General features: G+C 70.0%; 27 protein-coding genes. 22 read left to right on the forward strand and 5 right to left on the reverse strand.

Annotated features, from left to right (window positions below):
- A partial coding sequence (locus tag I7X39_RS08405; protein WP_198110571.1) for an integrase core domain-containing protein occupies positions 1-363 on the forward strand: 363 nt, incomplete at its 5' end.
- Between the two features lie 169 nt (positions 364-532).
- On the opposite strand, the gene I7X39_RS08410 is transcribed toward I7X39_RS08405, so the two are convergent.
- Entirely contained in the window at positions 533-1,414 is an 882-nt protein-coding gene (locus tag I7X39_RS08410) for a c-type cytochrome (protein WP_198110573.1), read from the reverse strand.
- A gap of 191 nt (positions 1,415-1,605) precedes the next feature.
- Between I7X39_RS08410 and I7X39_RS08415 the strand changes: the two genes are divergently transcribed.
- Genes I7X39_RS08415 through I7X39_RS08435 form a run of 5 tightly spaced genes read left to right on the forward strand, consistent with a single transcriptional unit; the run spans position 1,606 to position 5,643 of the window.
- Positions 1,606-2,301, forward strand: coding sequence for a hemerythrin domain-containing protein (locus I7X39_RS08415; RefSeq protein WP_198110582.1), 696 nt, complete (start codon positions 1,606-1,608; stop codon positions 2,299-2,301).
- 10 nt (positions 2,302-2,311) lie between these two features.
- Entirely contained in the window at positions 2,312-3,133 is an 822-nt protein-coding gene (locus I7X39_RS08420) for a M13 family metallopeptidase (protein WP_198110584.1), read from the forward strand.
- Positions 3,134-3,144: 11 nt separating this feature from the next.
- Positions 3,145-4,125: a thiamine pyrophosphate-dependent dehydrogenase E1 component subunit alpha gene (locus I7X39_RS08425; protein WP_198110586.1), complete on the forward strand. Its 981-nt coding sequence runs from the start codon at positions 3,145-3,147 to the stop codon at positions 4,123-4,125.
- Between the two features lie 10 nt (positions 4,126-4,135).
- Positions 4,136-5,122, forward strand: a complete 987-nt coding sequence (locus I7X39_RS08430; protein ID WP_198110588.1) for an alpha-ketoacid dehydrogenase subunit beta — start codon at positions 4,136-4,138, stop codon at positions 5,120-5,122.
- Positions 5,119-5,643 (forward strand): GNAT family N-acetyltransferase, encoded by a 525-nt coding sequence (locus I7X39_RS08435; protein WP_198110590.1) that lies wholly within the window; start codon positions 5,119-5,121, stop codon positions 5,641-5,643. Before I7X39_RS08430 ends, I7X39_RS08435 begins: the two co-directional genes overlap by 4 nt.
- A gap of 336 nt (positions 5,644-5,979) precedes the next feature.
- Here I7X39_RS08435 and I7X39_RS08440 read toward each other — a convergent pair whose 3' ends face one another.
- Both I7X39_RS08440 and I7X39_RS08445 read right to left on the reverse strand, forming a co-directional pair.
- A complete protein-coding gene (locus I7X39_RS08440) occupies positions 5,980-6,255 on the reverse strand; it encodes a DUF2164 domain-containing protein (RefSeq protein ID WP_198110592.1) in 276 nt (91 codons plus the stop codon).
- A gap of 55 nt (positions 6,256-6,310) precedes the next feature.
- Positions 6,311-7,822 carry a caspase family protein gene (locus tag I7X39_RS08445; RefSeq protein WP_198110594.1) on the reverse strand — a complete coding sequence of 504 codons (1,512 nt, stop codon included), beginning with the start codon at positions 7,820-7,822 and terminating at the stop codon, positions 6,311-6,313.
- Positions 7,823-7,942: 120 nt separating this feature from the next.
- Between I7X39_RS08445 and I7X39_RS08450 the strand changes: the two genes are divergently transcribed.
- The 5 genes from I7X39_RS08450 (at position 7,943) to I7X39_RS08470 (ending at position 10,832) form a co-directional block, all read left to right on the forward strand.
- Positions 7,943-8,317 carry a phosphopantetheine adenylyltransferase gene (locus I7X39_RS08450; RefSeq protein ID WP_198110596.1) on the forward strand — a complete coding sequence of 125 codons (375 nt, stop codon included), beginning with the start codon at positions 7,943-7,945 and terminating at the stop codon, positions 8,315-8,317.
- A gap of 59 nt (positions 8,318-8,376) precedes the next feature.
- Positions 8,377-8,787 (forward strand): DoxX family protein, encoded by a 411-nt coding sequence (locus I7X39_RS08455; protein ID WP_198110598.1) that lies wholly within the window; start codon positions 8,377-8,379, stop codon positions 8,785-8,787.
- Positions 8,788-8,971: 184 nt separating this feature from the next.
- Positions 8,972-9,760: a YwqG family protein gene (locus I7X39_RS08460; protein WP_198110600.1), complete on the forward strand. Its 789-nt coding sequence runs from the start codon at positions 8,972-8,974 to the stop codon at positions 9,758-9,760.
- Positions 9,761-9,866: 106 nt separating this feature from the next.
- Entirely contained in the window at positions 9,867-10,322 is a 456-nt protein-coding gene (locus tag I7X39_RS08465; protein ID WP_198110602.1) for a GNAT family N-acetyltransferase, read from the forward strand.
- A 30-nt stretch (positions 10,323-10,352) separates the two neighbouring features.
- Positions 10,353-10,832, forward strand: a complete 480-nt coding sequence (locus I7X39_RS08470) for a VOC family protein (protein ID WP_198110604.1) — start codon at positions 10,353-10,355, stop codon at positions 10,830-10,832.
- A gap of 13 nt (positions 10,833-10,845) precedes the next feature.
- On the opposite strand, the gene I7X39_RS08475 is transcribed toward I7X39_RS08470, so the two are convergent.
- Complete coding sequence (locus I7X39_RS08475) at positions 10,846-11,418, reverse strand: DUF4124 domain-containing protein (RefSeq protein WP_198110606.1); 573 nt, start codon at positions 11,416-11,418, stop codon at positions 10,846-10,848.
- 167 nt (positions 11,419-11,585) lie between these two features.
- On the opposite strand from I7X39_RS08475, the gene I7X39_RS08480 reads away from it, so the two are divergent.
- The 4 genes from I7X39_RS08480 to I7X39_RS08495 are packed head-to-tail and all read left to right on the forward strand — an operon-like array spanning position 11,586 to position 15,340.
- Positions 11,586-12,137, forward strand: coding sequence for a GbsR/MarR family transcriptional regulator (locus I7X39_RS08480; protein WP_198110608.1), 552 nt, complete (start codon positions 11,586-11,588; stop codon positions 12,135-12,137).
- Positions 12,130-13,467 (forward strand): cytochrome ubiquinol oxidase subunit I, encoded by a 1,338-nt coding sequence (locus I7X39_RS08485; RefSeq protein ID WP_198110610.1) that lies wholly within the window; start codon positions 12,130-12,132, stop codon positions 13,465-13,467. Before I7X39_RS08480 ends, I7X39_RS08485 begins: the two co-directional genes overlap by 8 nt.
- Entirely contained in the window at positions 13,464-14,462 is a 999-nt protein-coding gene (locus I7X39_RS08490) for a cytochrome d ubiquinol oxidase subunit II (protein ID WP_198110612.1), read from the forward strand. Before I7X39_RS08485 ends, I7X39_RS08490 begins: the two co-directional genes overlap by 4 nt.
- Before the next feature lie 26 nt (positions 14,463-14,488).
- Positions 14,489-15,340 (forward strand): alpha/beta fold hydrolase, encoded by an 852-nt coding sequence (locus I7X39_RS08495; RefSeq protein ID WP_198110614.1) that lies wholly within the window; start codon positions 14,489-14,491, stop codon positions 15,338-15,340.
- A gap of 29 nt (positions 15,341-15,369) precedes the next feature.
- Here I7X39_RS08495 and I7X39_RS08500 read toward each other — a convergent pair whose 3' ends face one another.
- The gene (locus tag I7X39_RS08500) at positions 15,370-15,723 is read right to left on the reverse strand and encodes a hypothetical protein (protein WP_198110616.1); all 354 of its coding nucleotides are present in this window, start codon (positions 15,721-15,723) and stop codon (positions 15,370-15,372) included.
- 231 nt (positions 15,724-15,954) lie between these two features.
- Between I7X39_RS08500 and I7X39_RS08505 the strand changes: the two genes are divergently transcribed.
- The 7 genes from I7X39_RS08505 (at position 15,955) to I7X39_RS08535 (ending at position 21,540) form a co-directional block, all read left to right on the forward strand.
- On the forward strand, positions 15,955-16,596 hold the full coding sequence (locus I7X39_RS08505; RefSeq protein ID WP_198110618.1) for a hypothetical protein: 642 nt from the start codon (positions 15,955-15,957) through the stop codon (positions 16,594-16,596).
- Positions 16,597-16,676: 80 nt separating this feature from the next.
- Complete coding sequence (locus I7X39_RS08510; RefSeq protein ID WP_310739899.1) at positions 16,677-17,108, forward strand: DUF2170 family protein; 432 nt, start codon at positions 16,677-16,679, stop codon at positions 17,106-17,108.
- Positions 17,109-17,110: 2 nt separating this feature from the next.
- Positions 17,111-17,776 (forward strand): PspA/IM30 family protein, encoded by a 666-nt coding sequence (locus I7X39_RS08515; protein ID WP_198110622.1) that lies wholly within the window; start codon positions 17,111-17,113, stop codon positions 17,774-17,776.
- Positions 17,776-18,141, forward strand: coding sequence for a hypothetical protein (locus I7X39_RS08520; protein ID WP_198110624.1), 366 nt, complete (start codon positions 17,776-17,778; stop codon positions 18,139-18,141). The genes I7X39_RS08515 and I7X39_RS08520 overlap by 1 nt, the downstream gene beginning before the upstream one ends.
- Complete coding sequence (locus I7X39_RS08525) at positions 18,141-18,758, forward strand: ubiquinone biosynthesis protein (RefSeq protein ID WP_198110626.1); 618 nt, start codon at positions 18,141-18,143, stop codon at positions 18,756-18,758. The genes I7X39_RS08520 and I7X39_RS08525 overlap by 1 nt, the downstream gene beginning before the upstream one ends.
- Positions 18,759-18,786: 28 nt before the next feature.
- Complete coding sequence (locus I7X39_RS08530; RefSeq protein WP_198110628.1) at positions 18,787-20,988, forward strand: flotillin family protein; 2,202 nt, start codon at positions 18,787-18,789, stop codon at positions 20,986-20,988.
- Positions 20,989-20,997: 9 nt separating this feature from the next.
- Positions 20,998-21,540, forward strand: coding sequence for a TFIIB-type zinc ribbon-containing protein (locus I7X39_RS08535; protein WP_198110630.1), 543 nt, complete (start codon positions 20,998-21,000; stop codon positions 21,538-21,540).
- Positions 21,541-21,635: the final 95 nt, after the last annotated feature.

Consider the following 21,635-nt stretch of genomic DNA (forward strand, 5'->3'; position numbering starts at 1 on the left):
CGCAACTTCGGAGATGTGGCCGCTGCACAGCGGGCCTTCGATACCTGGCGTGCCATCTACAACTGCGAGCGGCCACATGAGGCGCTGGCCATGAGGCCACCCGTGGGCAGCTACCAGCCCAGCCCACTGCCCTACCGCGAAACCCCTGCCCCCTTCGAGTACCCCAGCACCGATGAAGTGGTGAAGGTGGGCTGGAATGGCTTCATCCATTTCAAGGGACGGCGCATCCGAACCTCCAAAGCACTGCACCGCCTTTCCATCGGGCTGCGAGCGTGCGTCGACACCGATGGCGTGCATGACGTGTACTTCTGCCACCAGAGGTTCATGCAGATCGACCTGCGCAATTTCGCGCCCGACACTTGAGTTCAAGGTGTTACCCATGTCCCGGCACACCTGTTACCCATGTCCTGACTCCGAACAGCGCAGCAAAGAAAGGCGGGTCGGGGTGCAGGGGTTGAAGACCCCTGCGGGCTCTCACAAGCGCCTCCAAGCACGCTTCAACGCCAAGGCCCTTGGCTTTCCCCTTAAGCGCTCAGAGCTGCTTCAGGTACAGATGCAGCGCCTGCGCGTCCACGTCGTTGAGTTCGCGCAGCGACTCGAACGGCATCACCTGGATGGCGCTGCCATCGGGCCGGCGGCCGCTCTTCAGCATCTGCTGGAAGCTGGCGGCGTCGGGGTAGCGGCTGATCACGCTCTGGGGGCCCGAGAGCGCGGCGGCGGCGGGCCAGTCCGGTGGGCCACCGGGAATGCGACCGCCCTTCAGTTCGGGGCCATGGCAGCCCGCGCACATCTGCGCCACGTAGGCACCGTGCTCCACGCTCACGCTGGCCGGCACGGGCTGCGAGGGTGGCGCGGGGCGGGCGGCGATCTTCTCGGCTGCGTCCTGGATCAGGCCCACCCCGTAGGCGCCCACCATCGGCGGCGGCAGCTTCGCCACCAGGCCCTCGCCGGCCACGGGCGGCAGCTGGCGCACATGGGCCACCAGGGCGGCCAGGTCTTCCTGCGTCCAGCGGGCGTAGTCCTCGCTGGGCATGATGAAGGCGGGGCGGCCGTTGGGCTTGACGCCGTGGCGCAGCAGGCGGGTCCAGTCCTGCGGCGTGTAGCGCGCCGCCACCGAGCCGGTGCCGGGGCTGATGTTGGGCGCCTTCACCAGCAGGCTGTCGCCGTCCTGGATGAAGACCTTGCCGCCGCCGTCCTTGCCATGGCAGTCGGCACAGCCGCGCGAGGCGTACAGGTAGGCGCCGCGCGCCAGGGCTTCGGCGCTGCTGGGCACGGCCCAGGGGGCGCTGCTGGGGGTGCTGATCTGGCGGTCCATCTTGCGATGGCCCATCCAGACGGCGCCGGCGCCGGCCGTGGCCAGCAGGGCGGCGGTGGCCAGGGCCCCGAGGGTGAGGCGGCGGATCCAGGGACGCATGGGGGCTCTCCTTTGTTCGATGGGCCGGCAGTCTCGCGCCCGCGTATCAATTTGTCATGGGCCGAACGGGCCAATGCGGGCGACCTCCAATGGCCCGCTGGCGGGCGGCCCACTGGCCCATACGGGCGATGTGCGCGGGCGGATGACTGGGAACACTGGCGTCCATTCCAAACCCACAACCCGACGCCGCCATGACCACCGCCCAACGCCTCGACCTGTACGCCCCCATCCACAAGGCCCTGCGCCTGTTCATGGCCGACACGCTGACGCGCCTGGGCCGCCTGGACGTGGACTGCGCCGCCGAGCGCAGCCAGGTGCTGGCCCAACTGCAGGAGCTGCTGCAGGAGTGCGAAAGCCATCTGCGCCACGAGAACGAGTTCGTGCACACCGCGCTGGAGGCGCGCCGCCCCGGCGCCAGCGCCCGCATCGGCGCCGAGCACGAGGGGCATGTGGACGCCATTGCCGGCCTGCAGGCGGAAGGCCAGGCCCTGGCCCAGCAACCCAGCGCCGCCGCCGCCCTGCATCTGTACCGCCGCCTGAGCCGCTTCGTGGCCGAGAACTTCGAGCACATGCTGGAAGAGGAAACCCGCCACAACGCCCTGCTCTGGGAGCTGTACAGCGACGCCGAGCTCGAAGCCCTGCACCAGCGCCTGCTGGCCTCCATCCCGGCCGACGAGATGCTGCGCACGCTGCGCTGGATGGTGCCGGCGCTGAGCCCGGCCGAGCGTGCCGGCCTGCTCGGCGGCATGCCCCCGCCGGTGCGCCAGGTGGTGCTGGAGCACGTGCAGCCGCATCTCGATGCCCACGGCTGGTCCAAGTTGTGCGCCGCCGTCGGCGCGCCTGCGGTCGTTCCCCTGCCGGCCCATGTCACACCGGTCAGTGCCTGAAAGGTTCTCCATGTCGTCGCTTCGTCTGCGTCCCTTGCTCGTGTCCTGGCTGCTCCAGGTGGTCGGTGCCTGCCTGCCGCTGCCGGCGGCCGGCGCACCGGCCCTCGCCAGCCTCTCCGCCCCCGCGGCCCCCGCCCCCTGGCCGCTGTGGTTCCACGGCATCCAGGCCATCCAGACCCATGAACACCTGGCCGCCTGGCTGGGCAGCGCCCAGGGCCTGCTGGACACCCCGGTGCGCCTGGTGCTGGTGGACGGCCATGGTGGTGCACCGCGGCTGGAGCTGCAGCGCGGGGGCCTGGGCCTGGGCGATGCGCTGCGCTACAGCGAGGCCAACCTGGGCAGCTACCGCCTGGGCCTGCAGCGCCTGGCCCTGCAGGCCGGCGAGCCCGACCCGCTGGACGCCGCCAACCGCCTGCTCAGCCTGGAACGCCGCCTGGCCGCACGCTGGGTGCAGCAGGACGGCGGCAAGCCGCTGGCCAGCCGCTCAGAGCTGCCCGCCGGCTTCAACTGGCCGGTCTTCCTGGCCGCCGCGCGCGTGCCGGCCGATGCTTCTCTGCACCTGGCCCAGCCGGCCAGCCTGGCCGGCCTTTCGCGCCTGCTGGCCGACGTACCCCTGGCCGACTGGAAGCTCTACCTGCGCCTGCACAGCGTGGCCCAGCTCAGCCAGGCGGCCGAGCGCCAGGGCCATACCGATGGCCAGCGCCTGACCCAGCAGGTGCATGCCGCGCTGGGCCGCTGGGACGAACGCATGCACGCCCTGCAGCAGCCTGGCCCCACCGTGGTCTCGCACCCCTCCAAACCCCGACTGCCGGCCCTGCGCCGCGGCATCTAAGGAGCCCCTGAATGAAAGCCGACACGCACTTCGATTCCCCCAGCGACCCTCAGAGCGACCTCGACCTGCTGGCCCGCATGCTGCTCATCCGCGCCTACGAGGAGCACCTGGCCGAGCTGGCCGCGCGCGGCCCCGCGCCCATGGTCTGCTCCTCGCAGGGCCAGGAAGCCTCGGCCGTGGGCCTGATGGCGGCGCTGCAGCCCGACGATGAAATCCTCACCGCCCACCGCAGCGCCGGCCACCTGCTGGCGCGCGGCGCCGACCCGGCGCGCCTGCTCGGCGAGCTGTATGGCAAGGCCACCGGCTACTGCGGGGGCAAGAGCGGCTCGCTGCACATCTCCGCCAAGGAGCTCGGCGTGGTGCTCACGTCCACCATCGTGGGCGGCCAGCTCAGCATGGCCACCGGCGTGGCGCTGGCACGCAAGATGGCGCGCCGCCCCGGCGTCGTGGCCTGCCTGTTCGGCGACGGTGCGGCCACCGAGGGCATCTTTCATGAATCGCTGAACCTCGCCGCCGTCTGGCAGCTGCCGCTGCTCTATGTGTGCGAGAACAACCAGTGGCAGGCCTTCGTGCCGCGCCGCGAGACCATGGTGGGCGAGCACATCGCCCCCTGGGCCGAGCGCTACGGCATCGCCCACCAGACGGTGGACGGCAATGACGTGCGTGCCGTGCGCGCCGCCGCCGAGGCCGCACGCGCCTACATCGAGGCCACCGGCCAGCCCTATCTGCTGGAGACCTGGACCTACCGCCAGCGCGGCCACTACTCGGGCGACAACGGCGCCCACATCGACCCCGCCGAGCGCGCCCACTGGCAGGCGCTGGACCCGATCACCCAGCTGGCCGACGCGTTGCAGATGCGCGGCGACCTGGACGCCGAGGGCCTGCAGATGCTGCGCCAGCTGGCCACCGAACAGATCCGCCTGGCGCACGAGGAAGCCAGCGCCGCCCCCGCGCCCGCCCCCGGCGCCTTGCTCACCGATGTCTACGCCTGAGGAGCCTTCCATGTCCCAACTTCTGACCCTGACCCAGAACGAGGCCATCACCCAGGCCCTGCACGAAGAGATGGCGCGTGACAGCCGCGTGCTGATGTTCGGCGAGGGCGTGGCCACCACCCGCCCCGACCTGCTGCAGGCCTTCGGCCCCGAGCGCGTCCGCAACACCCCGCTGGCCGAGGCCATCATTGCCGGCACGGCGGTGGGTGCTGCCGCCAGCGGCCTGCGCCCCGTCATCGACCTGCTCTACGCGCCCTTCCTGACCTACGCGATGGACGCGCTCGTCAACAGCGCCGGCAAGCTGCGCTACCTCTCCGGCGGGCAGTTCAACTTCCCGCTCGTGGTGCTGGCGCAGACCGGTGCGGGCTGGGGTGTGGGCGCCCAGCACAGCCATAACCTGGAGGCCTGGTTTGCCCATGTGCCGGGCCTGAAGATCGCTTTCCCCTCCAACCCTGCCGACGCCAAGGGCCTGCTCAAGGCCGCCATCCGCGACGACAACCCGGTGCTGATGTTCCTGGACATGCCGCTCGGCTACGTGCCCGGCGCCGTGCCCGCCGAACCCGAGCAGACCCTGGTGCCGTTGGGCCGCGCCAGCACCCTGCGCGTGGGCCGCGACATCACGCTGGTGAGCTACGGCAAGACCGTGGCCACCTGCCTGGACGCCGCCAAGCAGTTGGAGGCCGATGGCGTGAGCGCCGAGGTGATCGACCTGCGCAGCCTCAAGCCCCTGGACAGCCGCACGGTGCTGAACTCGGTGCGCAAGACCGGCCGCCTGGTGGTGGTGCACGAGGCCGGGCCGATGTGCGGCATTGGCGCCGAGGTCATCGCCCGCGTGGCCGAAGAGGGCTTCGAGCACCTGCGCGCCCCGGCCCGCCGCATCACCAGCCCGGATGTGCCCACGCCCGCCGCCCACAGCCTGGAAGCCGCCTTCGTGCCCAGCGCCGCCGCGGTGCGCAGCACCGCGCTGCGCCTGTGTGAGGGCGTGGCAGTGCTGTGATCGCGCGCCTGTCCGAACTGGGCCGCAGCGCCTGGCGCTGGCGTGGGGCGGAGCCTGCCCCGCTCAGCCAGTGCTTTCTGCGGCCGTACCGCGAGGTCGACTTCGAGGCCTTCGCGGCCTTGAATGCCGACCCGGTGGTGCGCCGCTTTGTGGGCGGCCCGCTGAGCGAGGCGCAGGCGCGCGAGCGCTTCGCCGCCTTGCGCGGCGCGCGCCTGCAAGCCTGGGCGGTGGAACGCGCCGACCGCTACGCCGGCCACGCCTGGCTGCTGGCGCCGGACGCGCAGGGCGAATGCGAGCTCGGTGTGCTGATCGCGACCGAGCATTGGCGCCAGGGCCTGGGCCTGGCGGTGGTGCAGGCCTTGCGGCAGCAGGCGCAGGGGTTGGGCTGGCGGGTGCGGGCGAGCGTGGATCTGGGGAACGTGGCTTGCATCGCCTTGCTGGAGCGGGCGGGGTTGCGGTTGCGCGAGCGGGAGGTGGGCGAGGACGGGCCGTACTGCGTTTATGCGGAGTGGGTGGGCTGATCTGCCTGTTTGAGAAGGGGCGCGACTCGTTGCAGCCCGCAGGGGCTTCACCCCTGCACCCGAGTTCCTTTTCTTTGCTTCGCCAAAGAAAAGGAACCAAGAGAAAGGCGACCCCGATGCGCAGCCCCGGCCGATGGCCGGGGTCCCCTGCGATGCTCGCTTGGCTGGGCCGGCCCAAAACTCGCTGCGTTCGCTTCGCTCACTCCGCTCAGACAGTTGGGCCGAGTCAGATGGGAACGCGTGCTGGTGCACGCGGCCCAGCCAAGCTGCGCTTCTCGGCAGCGCATAGGGGCAGCAGCCTCAACAGCCAACAGCCAACAGCCAACAGCCGGCCGCTTACCGCCGCGGCGACCGCGCCACCCCCGCCTGGCGCCAGTACCCGAACTCCTCCTCATGCACCTCCAGGTCCAGCTCCGCCACGCGGGCCTGCAGGCGCTCCTGCACATCGGCCACCGCGCGGTTGTAGACCGTCGGGCCAATCTCCTGCAGAAAGAAGTTCAGCAGCGACGCCGCGGCCAGATTGCCGATGCGTTCCTCGCGCTCCTCCTGGAAGTAGCGCTCGATCGAGCGCACCGCCTGGTCGCGCAGTTCTTTGGGCAGTTCGATGGGCATGGTGCGCATGATGCCGGCTGGGCCGGCTGCCCCGTGCGCGCGTGGGTTCAGCCGTTCACGGGTTCAGGTAGACCGGCCGGCCACTGAGCTTGGCCTGGATCCAGGCCTCCTGCCTGCCCTGCATGCGCGCGTTGAGGCTTTCGTACACGCGCCCGAACATCAGGCGTGCATCGAGCTGCCGTTCACCCAGGTGCTTCAGCAGCGCTTCGGCATAGGGGCTGTGCTCGCCCTCACCGTCGTAGCTGGGTTGGCCGGGGTCGGCCGCCAGCGCGATCAGGGTGCCCGGGCGTGCCTCCATCTCGGCCAGCCCTGCGGAAGACCGGCTGCCTTGAGCGCCCGGAAACGGGTTCTCCCGGCAGGCGTCCAGGATCAGGATGCGTGCCTGCTTGACGCCCGCCAGATGGTCCAGCACCTGCGCGACGGGGATGGTCTCTTCCTCCAGCTGCTCGTCGCTGAGCACCTGGGCATCGATGGGGACGAGAAAGTTCCGCCCCGCACTCTCCAGCCCATGCCCGGCGTAATAGATCAAGGCCAGCTCGGCCTCACTGGCCTGGGCCTGGAACTGGCTTAGCGCGGTCCGAAATGCCTGACGCTCCAGGTTCATGTGCTCATGCACAGCGGCAAACCCCATGCCGCGCAGCGCCTTGGCAATGGCCCGGGCATCGTTCCCGGGGTTGAACAGCAGGCCCGCATGGCGGTAGTGCGCATTGCCGATCACCAGGGCCACGCGCCGCCCGGTGCTGCCCACCGCCGGCTCGGCGCGCCCGGGCCGGAACGCGTACGGACGCACCAGGCGATCCTCGATCCAGGGCAGCTGGCGCCCCTTGGTGCTTTCGGCCACGCGCATCTGCACCTGCTTGAAGACGGCCTGGGCCTCCAGCCCCGGGCTGCGCAGGGCATCCGCGAGGGCGCTGGAAAAGGCGTTGTCGTCATGGGCCGGCACACCCGGGCGCCCGCGCGCCACCAGCATGGCATTGGTTGCGATCTCCCGTGTGCCTGCGGGGCCGGCGAGCAGCTCCGGCTCGGGCGCGTCCAGATGCGAGTCGATGACGACGAAGTTCGCCTGGTTGCGCAGGGCGTTCAAGGCATGGGTGACCCGGCGCAGCGGCAGGCCGACGCGCGGCAGGGCGGCCTGGATGCTGTGCAGATGGGCCGGACCGAGGCCCTCCTTGCGCAGGATCTCGCGCGCCTGCGGCAGCGTCTCGTTGGCCACCAGGTAGTTTCTTTTGGCGCGCGCATCGGCCCAGCAGTGGCCCGAAAAGTAGAGGAAGCCGACGGCCGCCGGGCCGGCGGCCTTCAGCGCATCGAGCCAGGATGCCGTCACCGCCTCCAGCTGCCGCAGCGAGAGATCCTGGTGCGCAAGCACCTTGAAGTTCAGCTCCTGCAGGGCCTGCCCCACCAGCTCGGCGTCCCGATGCGTGGCCTCCAGGGGCCCAAGTTCCTGCGCATAGGCCTGCAGGCTGAGGACCAGGGCCAGTCTGGGCTCCGCGGCGGCGGCCGCTGCGCTCAGCGGGGGCACGGCGGCCAACGCCAGCCATTGCCGACGCGAAAGCAGGGAATGGTTCATCGGCCCAGTGTGCAGCGCGCGTGCGCGCATCCACCACCGGGTCAAGTACCAGCCTGAAGTCGGCCTTCATGACCCGTCAGGTCATTGCCGCGCCGCGGCCCGGCCGCGAGCATGCGCGCCATGCGTCACCTCGTCCCCGCCGCCCTGCTGCTCGCCGGCCTGATCCACCTGCTGCCCCTGGCCGGCCTGCTCGGCCCCGAGGCCCTGCAGCGCCTCTACGGCCTGCCGGCCGAGGAGCCCAATCTGCAGATCCTGCTGCGCCATCGCGCGTTGCTGTTCGGGCTGCTCGGTGCCTTCCTGTGCGCGGCCGCCTTCCGCCCCGCCTGGCAGGGGCCGGCCCTGCTGATGGCCGGCCTGAGCATGGCCGGCTTCATCCTGTTGACCCTGGCCGTGGGCGGCGCCAACACGGCTTTGCAGCGTGTGCTCTGGATCGACGCCGGCGCGCTGGCCCTGCTGCTGTTGGCGCCGCTGCTGGGCCGGGTCAACCCGCAATGACGGACGGCAGGGGGGCCGCCAGCCCCTAGCCTGCGCGCCTTCTTCATCCGGGAGGCGCCATGCCCGAGCAACGCGTTCGAGAAGCCCAGGCCCTGACGGCTCTGCGCCTGACCCTGGCCCTGCTGATCTTCATCCACGGCGCCTACCGGGCCTGGAGCGGCGGCTATGCGCCCTTCGGTGCCTGGCTGGACAGCCAGGGCATCCCGCTCGGCGCGGCCGTGGCCATCGGCATCACCGCGCTGGAAGTGCTGGGCGCGCCGCTGCTGGCCTGGGGACGCTGGGCGGTGATGCCGCTGTGCCTGCTGTTCGCCCTGGTCTATGCGGTGGGCATCGCGATGGTGCATGCGCCCTTCGGCTGGTTCGTCGTCGGCGCCGGGCGCAATGGCGCCGAGTACTCGGTGCTGCTGATCGTCGGATTGCTGGCGACCGCGTGGGCCAGGCTGCCAGGGTTATCGGCTGGCCGGCAATGAGCATCCGCAACGAGGCAGTGATTGAATGAGGCTCGCCCACGGCAGCCATTGAGACCTGCCATCACCACAGCCATCCGAGAAGAGGGCCAACTTCGCCGGCTTCGCATTGCTCCGCCGAACGGGCTGGTGTCTGGCGGCAGGCTAAGGACGTGAAGACAGCAGGCTCAAGTGAACATGTCACCTCATGCGAAGCATCAACGCACTCACTGACTCATTGGCCATCCCGGCCCTCCATCTGGTCGCCGCAGGCGAGCCTTCGAAGTCCCATCTTGGTGGATCGCCGCGCTTGCCTGCGAGCTTGAGTTGGCCTGAGTGGAAGGGTCGGAAACTCGGGTTTCTGGCCCGCCTTTCCCTGCCTGAACTTCAACGCGTGCACCCGATCGACTGGCTGCCGTCTACCGGGGCGCTGCTCTTCTTTTACGACGTAGAGGAACAGCCCTGGGGTTTCGATCCCAAGGACCAGGGCAGTTGCGCAGTGCTGCATGTCGCTGATCTGCAGCAAGCGCTCGCACCCTCGGCGGATGACGGCGATGACGAGACCTTCCCGCGGATGAATGTTCAGTTTCGAAAGATCGCGGTCTTCCCTTCGACCGAGCGCCCGCAGGTCGAGGCACTCCAACTCGCTCGGGACGAGCACCATCAGTACTGGGACCAGCTGGACTCGCCCTATCAGGGCTTGCCGAAACATCAGGTGGCGGGTTTTCCAGCACCTGTGCAGGGCGACTGCATGGAGCTGGAATGCCAGCTGGTCAGCCATGGCTTGTATTGCGGAGACAGCACGGGCTACACCGATCCACGCGCCAAGCTTCTTGAAGACGGTGCAAAGGACTGGCGCCTGCTTCTTCAGCTCGACACCGATGACGACTCCGGCGTGATGTGGGGAGACTGCGGCACGCTCTTCTTTTGGGTTCGAGCCGACGAGGCCGCTGCCGGCAACTTCCAGAACCCCTGGCTCGTTCTGCAATGTTCCTGAAGCCACCGTCAGGACCTGCCGCGCACGGCCGCGCCGTGAGCGAGAACGCCAACAGCCTGCGGTTCAATGCGCCCCCGTTCCGCGCCCGCCGATTCGCCGATCCGCCGTGACCCCCTTTCAGATCCGCCCCGCCACCCTGGCCGACCTCGACCAGATCGCCCCCCTGTTCGACGCCTACCGCCAGTTCTACGAGCAGGTGCCCGATGCGGCCCTGGCGACGCGCTTCATCGCCGAGCGCCTGCAGCGCCAGGAGTCGGTGATCCTGCTGGCGGAGGACGCGCAAGGGCAGGGCTTGGGCTTCTGCCAGCTCTACCCCAGCTTCTGCTCGGTGGAGGCGGCGCCCATCTATGTGCTGTACGACCTGTTCGTGGGCCCCGCGGCGCGCGGCGGCGGCGTGGGCCGCGCCCTGCTGCTGGCGGCCGAGGCGCGCGCCGTGCAGGACGGCAAGCGCCGCATGGACCTGACGACAGCCAAGACCAACCAGGTCGCGCAGTCGCTCTACGAGTCGCTCGGCTGGGTGCGCGACGAGGTGTTTTGGGCTTACAACCGCCGCCTGGGCTGAGCCCCCACCCACCCCGCCGAGGAGACCGCGATGCCGAGCAAGAACACCATCTGCCTTTGGTACGACGGCGACGCTGAGGAGGCCGCGCGCTTCTATGCCGCGACCTTTCCCGACAGCGCCGTGGGCCGCATCCTGCGCGCGCCGGGCGACTACCCGGCCGGCCAGGCCGGCGACGTGCTGCTGGTCGAGTTCAGGTTGATGGGCATCCCCTGCATCGGCATGAACGGCGGGCCGGGCGTGCCGCATGGCATGGCCTTCTCGTTCCAGGTCTCCACCGCCGACCAGGCCGAGACCGACCGGCTCTGGCACGCCATCATTGACCACGGCGGTGCGCCCAGCGCCTGCGGCTGGTGCCAGGACCGCTGGGGCCTGTCCTGGCAGATCACGCCGCGCGCGCTGATGGACGCCCTGGCCGACCCCGACCCCGCGGTAGCCAAGCGCTGCTTCGAGGCCATGATGACGATGGGCAAGATCGACATCGCCGCCATCGAGGCCGCACGGCGCGGCTGACGGTCTCTCTCAGTCAGCGGCAGGCGCGCGCCTCCGCCAGGCGGCGCTGCAGATCGGCTTGCAGGCGCGCGTTGTCGCGGTTGGCGATCTTGCTGATCTCGATTTCCAGGTCGCGGATCTCGCGCGCGCTGGCGCAAGGCTTGGCGCGTTCGGTGGGCGGCAGGGCGCGTTCTTGCACCGCGGTGACCACGCCGTTCTGCGTGGTGACGGCGTACTGGCGGCCGTTGCGGCTGTAGAAGCGGTGCTCGTAGTGCCCCCCGACCTGCTGACCGGACTGCACCTCCTCGGCGCGGCCCAGCGCCAGGTCCAGCTCGGCCAGGCTCATGCTGACCAGGGGCTGGCCCGCCTCGATGGCTTTGCGCACCGCCACGCGGCGGTCCAGCTCGTCGAGCTGGGCCCGGCGGGCCTCGGTGCCGGGCGGGGGCGCGGCGCTGCGGGCCGGCAGCTTCAGCGCCGTCTCGGCCTCGCCGGAGGCACAGGGCGTTTGCTGGAAGCGCGTGGCGCCATCGGGCTGCCGGCATTGGTACTGGGCCTGGGCGCAGGCGCTGGCCAGCAGCAGCAGCGCAAGCAGGGTGGGGTGGCGCATGACGGCTCCCTGTTCGGTTCTGGTTGGGAAGCCGGCAACGCCGCGGGCCCGATTGGGATGACCGGGCAAAGCCCCATGCGAGCCAGGGGGTAAATGTTGAATTTTCAGTAATTCCTGAAAATTGCAGATACGCTGACGCCCATCAAACACTCGTGACGGGCAATGTGATGACTCCCTTGGTACGTGCCTTCGTGGGCCATTTCGGCGAGATGGGCAGCCGCTGGGGCATCAACCGCACGGTGGGGCAGATCTATGCGCTGATCTTCGTCAGCCCCGAGCCACTGAATGCCGACGACATCGCCGCGGCGCTGGAGTTCAGCCGCAGCAACGTCAGCATGGGCCTCAAAGAGTTGCAGGCCTGGCGCCTGGTGAAGCTGCGCCACCTGCCGGGCGACCGGCGCGAGTACTTCGAGGCCCCCAGCGACGCCTGGGAGGTCTTCCGCACCCTGGCCGAGGAACGCCGCCGGCGCGAGATCGAGCCCACGCTCTCGATGCTGCGCAACGCCCTGCTCGAAGAGCCCGCCAGCGAATCCGACCGCATCGCGCAGGAGCGCATGCGCGGCATGCACGACCTGATCGAGCTGATGACGACTTGGTTCGACGACGTGCAGCGCCTGGAGCCCGACACCCTGGCCAAGCTGATGAAGATGGGCGCCAAGGTGCAGAAGCTGCTCGAAGCGACGGGTGCCATCAAGGTGCGGGAGCGCAGTGATGCCTGATCCGACCGCGCTCCTGCTGGCGCGCGCCCAGTTCGCCGCCAACATCAGCTTCCACATCCTGTTCCCCACGCTGACCATCGCCCTGGCCTGGGTGCTGCTGTTCTTCCGCTGGCGCTGGCTGCGCACGCAAGACAGCGCCTGGCTGGCCGCCTACCGGCTCTGGACCAAGGTCTTCGCGCTCAGCTTCGCGCTCGGCGTGGTCAGCGGCATCACCATGAGCTTCCAGTTCGGCACCAACTGGCCGGGCTTCATGGAGAAGGTCGGCAACATCGCCGGGCCGCTCTTGGGCTACGAGGTGCTGACGGCCTTTTTCCTCGAAGCCAGCTTCCTGGGCGTGATGCTGTTCGGCCATGGCCGCGTATCGGAGCGCGTGCACCTGCTCGCCACCCTGCTGGTGGCCCTGGGCACCAGCTTCTCGGCCTTCTGGATCCTGAGCCTGAACAGCTGGATGCAGACGCCCACGGGCTTTCGCATTGAGGGCGGCGAGTTCTTCGTCGAGAGCTGGGCCGCGGTGGTCTTCAACCCGAGCTTTCCGTACCGGTTCACGCACATGCTGCTGGCCTCGGGGCTCACCGGCGCCTTCCTGCTCGCCGGCGTCTCGGCCTGGCAGCAGCTGCGCGGCCACGCGAACCCCAGCACCGCCAAGGTGCTGCGCACCGGGCTGACGCTGGGTGCGCTCTTGATCCCGCTGCAGATCTTCGTGGGCGATCTGCACGGCCTGAACACGCTCAAGCACCAGCCGGCCAAGATCGCCGCGATGGAGGGCGTGTGGGAAACCGAGCGTGGCGCGCCGATGCTGCTGTTTGCCTGGCCCGATGAGGCCGAGCGCCGCAACCGCTTCGAGATCGGCGTGCCCAAGCTGGCCAGCCTGATCCTCACGCATGAGGCCGAGGGCGAGATCAAAGGCCTGAACGAGTTCCCGAACGCGCACCCGCCGGTGGCACCGGTGTTCTGGGGCTTTCGCCTGATGGTGGGCACGGGCCTCCTGATGCTGGCGAGCAGCTGGCTCGGCGTGTTCCTGCTGCGCCGCGCCGGCTGGCGCCCGGAAGGGCTGCCGCGCGCGCTGCTGCACGGCCTGGCTTGGATGTCCGTCTCCGGCTGGCTCGCCACGCTGGCCGGCTGGTACGTCACCGAGATCGGCCGCCAGCCCTTCCTCGTGTACGGCCTGCTGCGCACCGCGGACCTGGCCTCCAGCACACCCAGCAGCCACATCGGCCTCACCCTCACGGCCTATCTGCTGATGTATGCCGGCCTGCTCTATGCCTACTTCCGGGTGATGCGCCACCTCGCGCGCACGCCGGTCGAAAAACTGCTGGGAGTGAACGCATGAACGCCGCGCACTGGCTGCCGCCAGTCTTCCTGGCCCTGATGGGCCTGGCCATGCTGGCCTATGTGGTGCTCGATGGCTACGACCTGGGTGTGGGCCTGCTGCTGCCGCGCGCCGGCAGCGAGGCCGACAAGGACCTGATGGTGGCCTCCATCGGCCCCTTTTGGGACGCCAACGAGACCTGGCTGGTGCTGGGCGTGGGGGTCTTGCTGATCGCTTTCCCCAAGGCCCATGGCCTGGTGCTCACGGCGCTGTACCTGCCGGTGGCCGTCATGCTGATCGGCCTCACGTTGCGCGGTGTCGCCTTCGACTTCCGCAGCAAGGCCGAGGCGCACCACAAGGGCTGGTGGAACGCCGCCTTCGTCGCCGGCTCGGGCCTGGCCGCCGCGGCCCAGGGTTGGATGCTCGGGCGCTACATCACCGGCTTTGCCGAAGGCGGGGCGGCGCAGGGCTTCGCGCTGCTCATCGGCCTGGCCCTGCCCGCCGCCTACGTGATGCTGGGCGCGAGCTGGCTGCTGATGAAGACCGAAGGGCCGCTGCAGCAGCGCGCACGCCTGTGGGCGCGCCAGGCCTGGTGGCCGGTGCTGCTGGGCATCGGGCTGATCTCCATCGCCACGCCCATCGTCAGCGCCACCGTGCGCGAGCGCTGGTTCGCGCTGCCCGAGTTCATCGCCCTGCTGCCGATCCCGCTGTGCACCCTGCTGGCACTGGGCGCGCAGCGCGCGGTGCTGAAGAGCGACCGCGTGCTGGGCCGCCTGTGCTGGCTGCCCTTCGCGCTCAGCGTGCTGCTCTTCGTGCTGGCCAGCCTGGGCCTGGCCTACAGCCTCTACCCCTATGTGGTGATGGACCGACTCACGCTCTGGCAAGCCGCCAGCCATGTCGATTCGCTGATCGTCATCGGCATCGGTTGCGCCATCACCGTGCCGGCCATCGTGGGCTACACGGTGTTCGCCTACCGGGTGTTCTGGGGCAAGGCGACCGAACTGCACTACGGCTGAGCCCCCCCTTCCCAAGGACCTGACCCATGAAGCTTCTCCACCCGACCTTCGGCCTGCTGCTCACCCTCGCCCTCGCCCCCTTGGCCCAGGCCGTCGAGCCGGCGCGCACCGAGGCGCGCCAGCGCGTCGGCGCGCACGAACTGTCCTGGGAATGCCGCGGCAGCGGCCCGCAAACCGTGGTGCTGGTGGCCGGCATGGGCCTGGACGTGCGCGCCACCTTCCGCAACACCTACCGCCACTTCCCCGTCGAGGGCGTGCGCCTGTGCCTGTACGACCGCGCCGGCGTGGGCCAGAGCAGCCCCCTGCCGGCGGCGCGCCCGCTGCAGGCCCTGAGCGATGAACTGGCCGGCCTGGCCCAGGCGCTGAACTGGGGGCCCATGGTGCTGGTGGCCCATTCCTTCGGCGGCCTGGTGGCGCGCTCCTTCGCGCTCGACCACCCCGAGCAGGTGCGCGGCATCGTGTTCGTGGACGCCGTGCATGAATCCTGGTGGTCGGGCCTGCAGCAGGCCCTCAGCCCGGCGGGCTGGCAGCTGATGCAGAACATCATTCGCTGGGAGCGCGACGTGCACGCGCACGAAGACTTCGCCGAGGCGGTGCAGAGCCTGCAGGCGCGCCGCCGCCCGCTGCCGCTGCCGATCACGGTGCTGAGCCGCGGCATCCCGCACACCCAGCTGCGCCAGGCGCGCTTCAGCTACGCCGACGTCGACGCCTACAACGCCAGCTGGGACGTGGCGCAGGCCCGGCTCGCGCAGGAGTCGAGTGACACGCGCCAGCGCCGCATGCACTACGCCTCGCACCTGTTCGACGAGCAGGACCCCTGGCTGGTGATCGAGGAGATCCAGACGCTGCTGCAGCGCCTGCCGGCGCGCGCGGACTGAGAAGGCGATAGGGCGAGAGGACGCGCCGCTCAGCGCGCGCGCCGCTGCTCCAGGCTCACCCGCTCCACGCGGCCCGCCGCATTGCGGTGCAGGTGCAGGCGCTGCAGGCCATCGGGGCTGACGATCAGCTCGGGGCTGACGAGCTGCCAGCGCTCCTCGGGCTGGAAGCCGACGGCCACGCTGACGCGCTGGCCGCGCACATGCAGGGAGAGCGAACGCCCGTCCTGCAGCTCGTACTCGCCTTCGGCGTCCCACAGCGCGCGCACGGCGGCGGCGGTGGCCGGCGGTGTGCCTTCCGCCACCGCCGCCTGGGCGGGTGCGTGGGCCAGATTCAGAACCAGGGCCACCACGGTCAGGGGCTGCGCCAGGGTCAAGGTCTTCATGGTGTGAACTCCTTTGTGTGCCCGGGGCCCGTCGCCCCGGCTATCCGGATAGCGCAAGCGGCGTGCCAGGCCGGGCTGCGTGCACGGGCCGCGTTTTGGCCCCGCTTCGGTGCCACAAGCCTGCCGTGCTGCCTTGAATTGGGCCGCTGCGCCCCGTCTCGGCGCGGGGCCTGGGGCGGGTCACCCGTTCGCGTCACACTGCAGCCCGCCCCCAACTGCATGCAACGCCCCATGTCCCTGGCGCTTCGGTTTCGCCCACTGGCTTTGCTGGCTCTGCTGGCCTGCGCCGGCAGCAGCGCGCCCTCGTGGGCGGAGCCCGGCAGCCGCACCGTCATCCCGCTGCACGGCCAGCTGCTCGTGTTCCAGCAGCCCGCCGGCTTTGTGTTGCTGGGCGAGCAGCAGCAGGGCGGGCTCTACCTGCGCGAGGCCCTGCCCGAGGGTGAGGACCGCGGCAACTGGACGCAGATGCTGACCGTGCTGGTGCACCGCGGCAGCCCCGACGGCCTGGAGGCCTCGCCCGGGGCGCTGGTGCGCGGCCTGGCGGCGGCCTACCAGCAGGCTTGCCCGCGCAGCTTCGCCACCCGCACCCTGGCCGACGCCGCCTTGCCCGAGGGCCACCCCCTGCATGCCGCCGTGCTGGGCTGCGGTGCGCTGGGCGAAGGGGCGCAGCGCCGCGGCGAGCAGGTGCTGGTGGTCAGCATCAAGCGCGCCGAGCTGTACTTCACGTTGCAGTGGACCGAGCGCGCGGCGGCGCTGGAGCAGGCACCGGTGCTGGCCATGGAGCAATGGGCCGCGCGCTTCCAACAGCTGGCGCCGCTGAAGGTCTGCGACCGCCTGCCGGGCGAGCGCGCGCCCTACGCCAGCTGCCGCTGATACAGCTCCTCACAAAGAACGACTTGACATGAAATGTCAAGCCGCTATCGTGCGCCGACATGTTATGTCTGGAGAACACGGTGAGCCTGGCAACCCCTTTGATGGATGTGCTGAAGGGCCTGGACGGGCTGCTGAGCGAGCAGCTTGGCGGCCTGGCTGTGCAGCTGCAGCCGATTCCCGGCGCGGTGACGGTGCTGCAGGTCAGCATCGAAGGGCGCGAGGAGCTGCCGATCTTCCTCACCGGCTCCGAGCACCAGATCCTCTGCATCTGCTACCTCTGGGACGAAGCCCAGGTGCGGCCCGAGCGCCGCACCGAGCTGCTGGAGACCCTGCTGGACCTGAACCCGTCGGTGCCGCTGTCGGACTTCGGCCGCGTCGGTGAGCGCTATGTGCTGATCGGCGCGCTGCGCCGCGAGGCCGCGGTGCAGGACGTGGCCAAGGAGCTGGCCGTGCTGAGTGACAACGCACTCGACGCGCTGGATGCGCTGGCCGAGTTCCTGATCGAGGAGTGACCATGCCCAACGCCATCCGCCACATGCTGACCAGCCTGCGCGCCAGCGTGCAGGAACTGGGCGAGACCCTGCTCGGCCCCGAGCTGGACGCGCAGCGCCTGCAGTCCGCCCAGGCCGATCTGCGCGACGCGCGCCAGCACCTGGAGACGCTGCTGACGCAGCAGCTGCGCCTGGGCCGCGAGCAGGAGCAGGGTGCGCAGGAAACGGCGCGCCTGGAAGATCTGGCCACCAAGGCCTTGGCCCAGGGGCGCGAGGACCTGGCCGAGGCGCTGGCCGACCGCATCCTGGCCCAGCAGGCCGATGCCCAGGCTCGCCTGCAGCAGCTGGAGCTGCTGGGCACCCAGGCCCAGCAGCTGCGCACGCAGATCCAGGCCGCCGAGGCGCGCCTGCGCGAGTTCGAGCGCGAGCTGCAGATGGCCGAGACGCGCGCCGCGGTGGCGCGCACCACCCGCACGGTGGCCGATCAGCTGGCCGACGGTGCGGCGCTGCGCCGCCTGCGCGAGCGCCGCCAGGCCGAGGCCGACCGCAGCGCCGCCGCCGCCCAGATGGCTGGCGAAGACGCGCTGGAGCGCCAGCTGGTGGAGGCCGGCCTGATGCCCGACCCCGCCACCGAGCCGCGCCGCCGCCTGCTCGAGCGCCTGCGCGCGCGCAGTCAGGACCTGCGCTGATGGCCATCCGCAAACCCGCCCGCTGGAAAAGCACGGACGAGGCCTTGAAAGCCGTGCAGGTCGCCTTTGATGTCGAGCTCAGCGTGATGGACGCGGTGCGCACCGCGGCCTTTCTGAACGAGGTCTCGCCCTCGGACCAGATCCGCCGCCTGCTGCAGCTGCCCACGGCCGAGCGCCCCAAGCGCCCGCGCCTGACCGTCACCCTCGGAAGCGAGGATTACGCGCTGCTGGCCGAGCGCTATGGTCTGGACCCGGAGGACCGCCTCGCCATCAAGGAGCAGGTGACGGCCGAGCTGATCACCTTTGCCGAACAACACCCGGCGCTGCCGCGCAAGGCCGCGCTGCGCCAGAAGGGGAAGAGCTGATGGGATTCATCGACGCTGCGCTGAGCTACCCGACGGGTTTGCTGAGCGCCCTGCTGGCCGTGGTGCTGGTGTACTGGCTGCTGGCCCTGGTGGGCCTGGCGGACTTTGAAACCGATGGCCTGGAATGGCAGGCCGATGTGGACGCCGGCGAACTCAGCGGCGCGGCCGCGCTGCTGGTGGGCCTGGGCCTGGGTGGCGTGCCCTTCTCCATCGCCGCCAGCCTGGTGGTGCTGCTGGCCTGGACCTTCTGCTGCCTGGCCGCCATGTGGGTGCTGCCCACCGAGCCGGGGCTGCTGATGCAGATCGGCGCCGGCACCGGCGTGCTGCTGCTTGCGCTGGCCTGGGGCGTGCTGCTCACCAGCCGGCTCATCCGCCCGCTGCGCCCGCTCTTCAAGACGCACCAGGCCCAGCTGAACGCCGACCTGGTGGGCCAGCCCTGCACGGTGCTCACCGGCAGCGTGGACGAAAAGCTCGGCCAGGCCGAGATCAAGCAGGCGGGCGCCAGCCTGAACGTGCGCGTGTGGGCTGCCAGCCCGAACGATTTCAAGCGGGGCTCCACCGCCCGCATCGCCGAATACGACGCGGCCCGCGGCCGCTATCGCATCGAACCCGTCTAAGAACCCCAATCACCCCCGGAGGAGAGCCATGGAGCCCCTGATCGTTGCTGTCGTCATCCTCGCCGTCCTGCTGCTCGGCATGGTGGCGCTGTTCGCCAAGTTCTATCTGAAGATCGACCAGGGCTATGCGCTGATCGTCAACACCCTGCGCGCCGAGCCCGAGGTCACCTTCACCGGGCGCATGGTCTACCCGATCATTCACCGCGCCGAGCTGATGGACATCTCGCTCAAGACCATCGAGATCGACCGCAGCGGGAACGAGGGCCTGATCTGCAAGGACAACATCCGCGCCGACATCAAGGTCAAGTTCTTCGTGCGCGTGAACAAGACGGCCGACGACGTGCTCAAGGTCGCGCAGGCGATCGGCTGCGCGCGCGCCAGCAGCCAGGAAACCCTGGAAGAGCTGTTCTCCGCCAAGTTCTCCGAGGCCCTGAAGACGGCCGGCAAGGCGCTCGACTTCGTCGACCTCTACCAGGCGCGCGACCGCTTCCGCGACGAGATCCTGCGCCAGATCGGTGACGACCTGAGCGGCTACGTGCTCGAAGACGCCGCCATCGACTACCTGGAGCAGACGCCCATCCAGAAGCTCGACAGCAACAACATCCTCGACGCCCAGGGCATCAAGAAGATCACCGAGCTCACCGCCGTGGAGCACGTGCGCACCAACGAGCTGCGCCGCAACGGCGAGATGCAGATCAAGAAGAAGGACGTCGAGACCCAGGAGACCATGCTGGAGCTGGAGCGCCAGGCCGCCGATGCCCAGGCCAAGCAGAGCCGCGAGATCGCCAGCGTGAAGGCGCGCGAGGAAGCCGAGACGCAGAAGATCCAGGCCGAGGAGCGCACCAAGGCCGAACTGGCCCGCCTGCAGGCCGAACAGCAGCTCGCCGTGCAGCAGGAGAACGTGCTGCGCGAGAAAGAGGTGGCCGAGAACAACCGCAAGCGTGCGGTGGCCATCGAAGAAGAGAAGGTCACCCGCGCCCGCGAGCTGGAGGTGGTGGACCGCGAGAAGGAAGTGACCCTGCAGCGCATCGACAAGGACCGCGCGGTGGAGGTGCAGAAGAAGGCGATTGCCGACGTGGTGCGCGAGCGCATCGTGGTGGAGCGCACCGTGGCCGAGCAGGAAGAGGCCATCAAGGAACTGCGCACCGTGGCCGAGGCCGAGCGCAACAAGAAGGCCACCGTGGTGATGGCCGAAGGCCAGGCCGAAGAGAAGCTGCTGCTGGAGGTGAAGGCCGCCGAAGCGCAGGAGCGCCGCGCCCGCCACAAGGCCGCCGAGGAACTGACGCTCGCCGATGCCAAGCTGAAGGTGGCCGAGCGCGAAGCCGAGGCCAAGAAGCGCGAGGCCGAGGGCCTGGAGGCCATCACCGCCGCGCCCGGCTTTGCCCAGGCCAAGGTGGCCAAGGTGGGTGCCGAGGCCAAGCTGGCGCAGATGGAGGCCGAGGCCGCGGGCAAGCAGAAGATCGGTCTGTCGGAAGTGCAGGTGCGCACCGCCGAGGCCGAGGCCACGCTCAAGGCCGGCCAGGCCGAGGCGCAGGTGGTGCAGGCCAAGATGACGGCCGAAGCCGAGGGCAAGGGCAAGCTCGGCCTGGCCGAGGCGCAAGCCGTGCAGGCCAAGCTGCTCGCCGAGGCCGAGGGCAAGGAAAAGCTCGGCCTCGCCGACGTGCATGTGCGCGCCGCCGAATCGGACGCGCTGATCAAGGTGGGCGAAGCCGAGGCCCGCAACATCGAGCTGCGCTTCCAGGCCGAGGCCAAGGGCCTGCGCGAGAAGTTCGACGCCATGAAGGCCATGAGCCCGGACACCCGCCAGCACGAAGAGTTCCGCATGGCGCTGGAGAAGCAGCACACCGAAACCATGAAGGGCATCGACGCCCAGACCTCGATCGCCCGCGAGCAGGCCGAGGTGCTGGGTGGCGCGCTCTCGAAGGCGAACATCGACATCGTCGGCGGCGAGGGCGACTATTTCGACCGCTTCGTGCGCGCGCTCTCCATCGGCAAGGGCATCGACGGCGTGATCCAGAACAGCCGCACCCTGCAGGTGGGCCTGAAGGACCACCTGACCGGCGAGCGCGATCTGGTGGGCGACTTGAAGGGCCTGGTGGGCGCGCTCGGCGGTGCGAGCGGCGAACTGCAGAACCTGACCGTGGCCAATCTGCTGGCCAAGGTGGCCAAGGATGGGACGGAGCCGCAGAAGGCCGCGCTGGCCACGCTGCTCAACGGCTTGAAGAACTGAGGACCGGCCATGTACACGCCCCTGATGAGCCCCTGCGCGCCGCAACAGACGCTGCAGCGCGGTGAGCTGGCGCCCGGCCTGCTGGCCTGGCTGTGCAAGGAATCCGGCGGCGCGCTGCTGGACCTGCAGGACTACCGCCGCTGGGCCGAGCAGGCCGTGGCCGTGCCGCTCACCGTCACGGCCGAGACCGCCTTGCACGACGGCCAGGGCGTGCGCCGCTGCCCCAACTGCACCCGCCTGATGCAGCGCCTGCGCTCGGGCACCGAGCAGGGCTTCCGCATCGACCGTTGCGCCGCCTGCCAGCTCGTCTGGCTGGACCGCGGCGAATGGGACGCCCTGGCCGCCGCCGGCCACGCGCTGCACCTGCAGGCCCTGCTCTCCGACGCCGGCCAGCGCCTGGCCCAGGAGGACGAGCTGCGCGAACGCCGCGAGGCCGAACTGGCCGAGCGGCTGGGGCTAGACACCCTGCGCGAGCTGCAGCGCATGCGCGTCTGGCTCGACGGCCGTTCCGACCGCGATGAACTCTTGAACCTCCTCCGCAATGGCTGGTAGGACGTGACCCACCCCCGAAGCGCCTTTGGCGCTTCCCCCTCAAGGGGGCGCCACTGGCGGCCCGGCAAAGCCGGTTCCGCGGTGGCCCCTTGATC

The sequence above is a fragment of the Inhella proteolytica genome, from assembly GCF_016093275.1.
In the GTDB taxonomy this organism is placed as follows: Bacteria; Pseudomonadota; Gammaproteobacteria; order Burkholderiales; family Burkholderiaceae_C; genus Inhella; species Inhella proteolytica.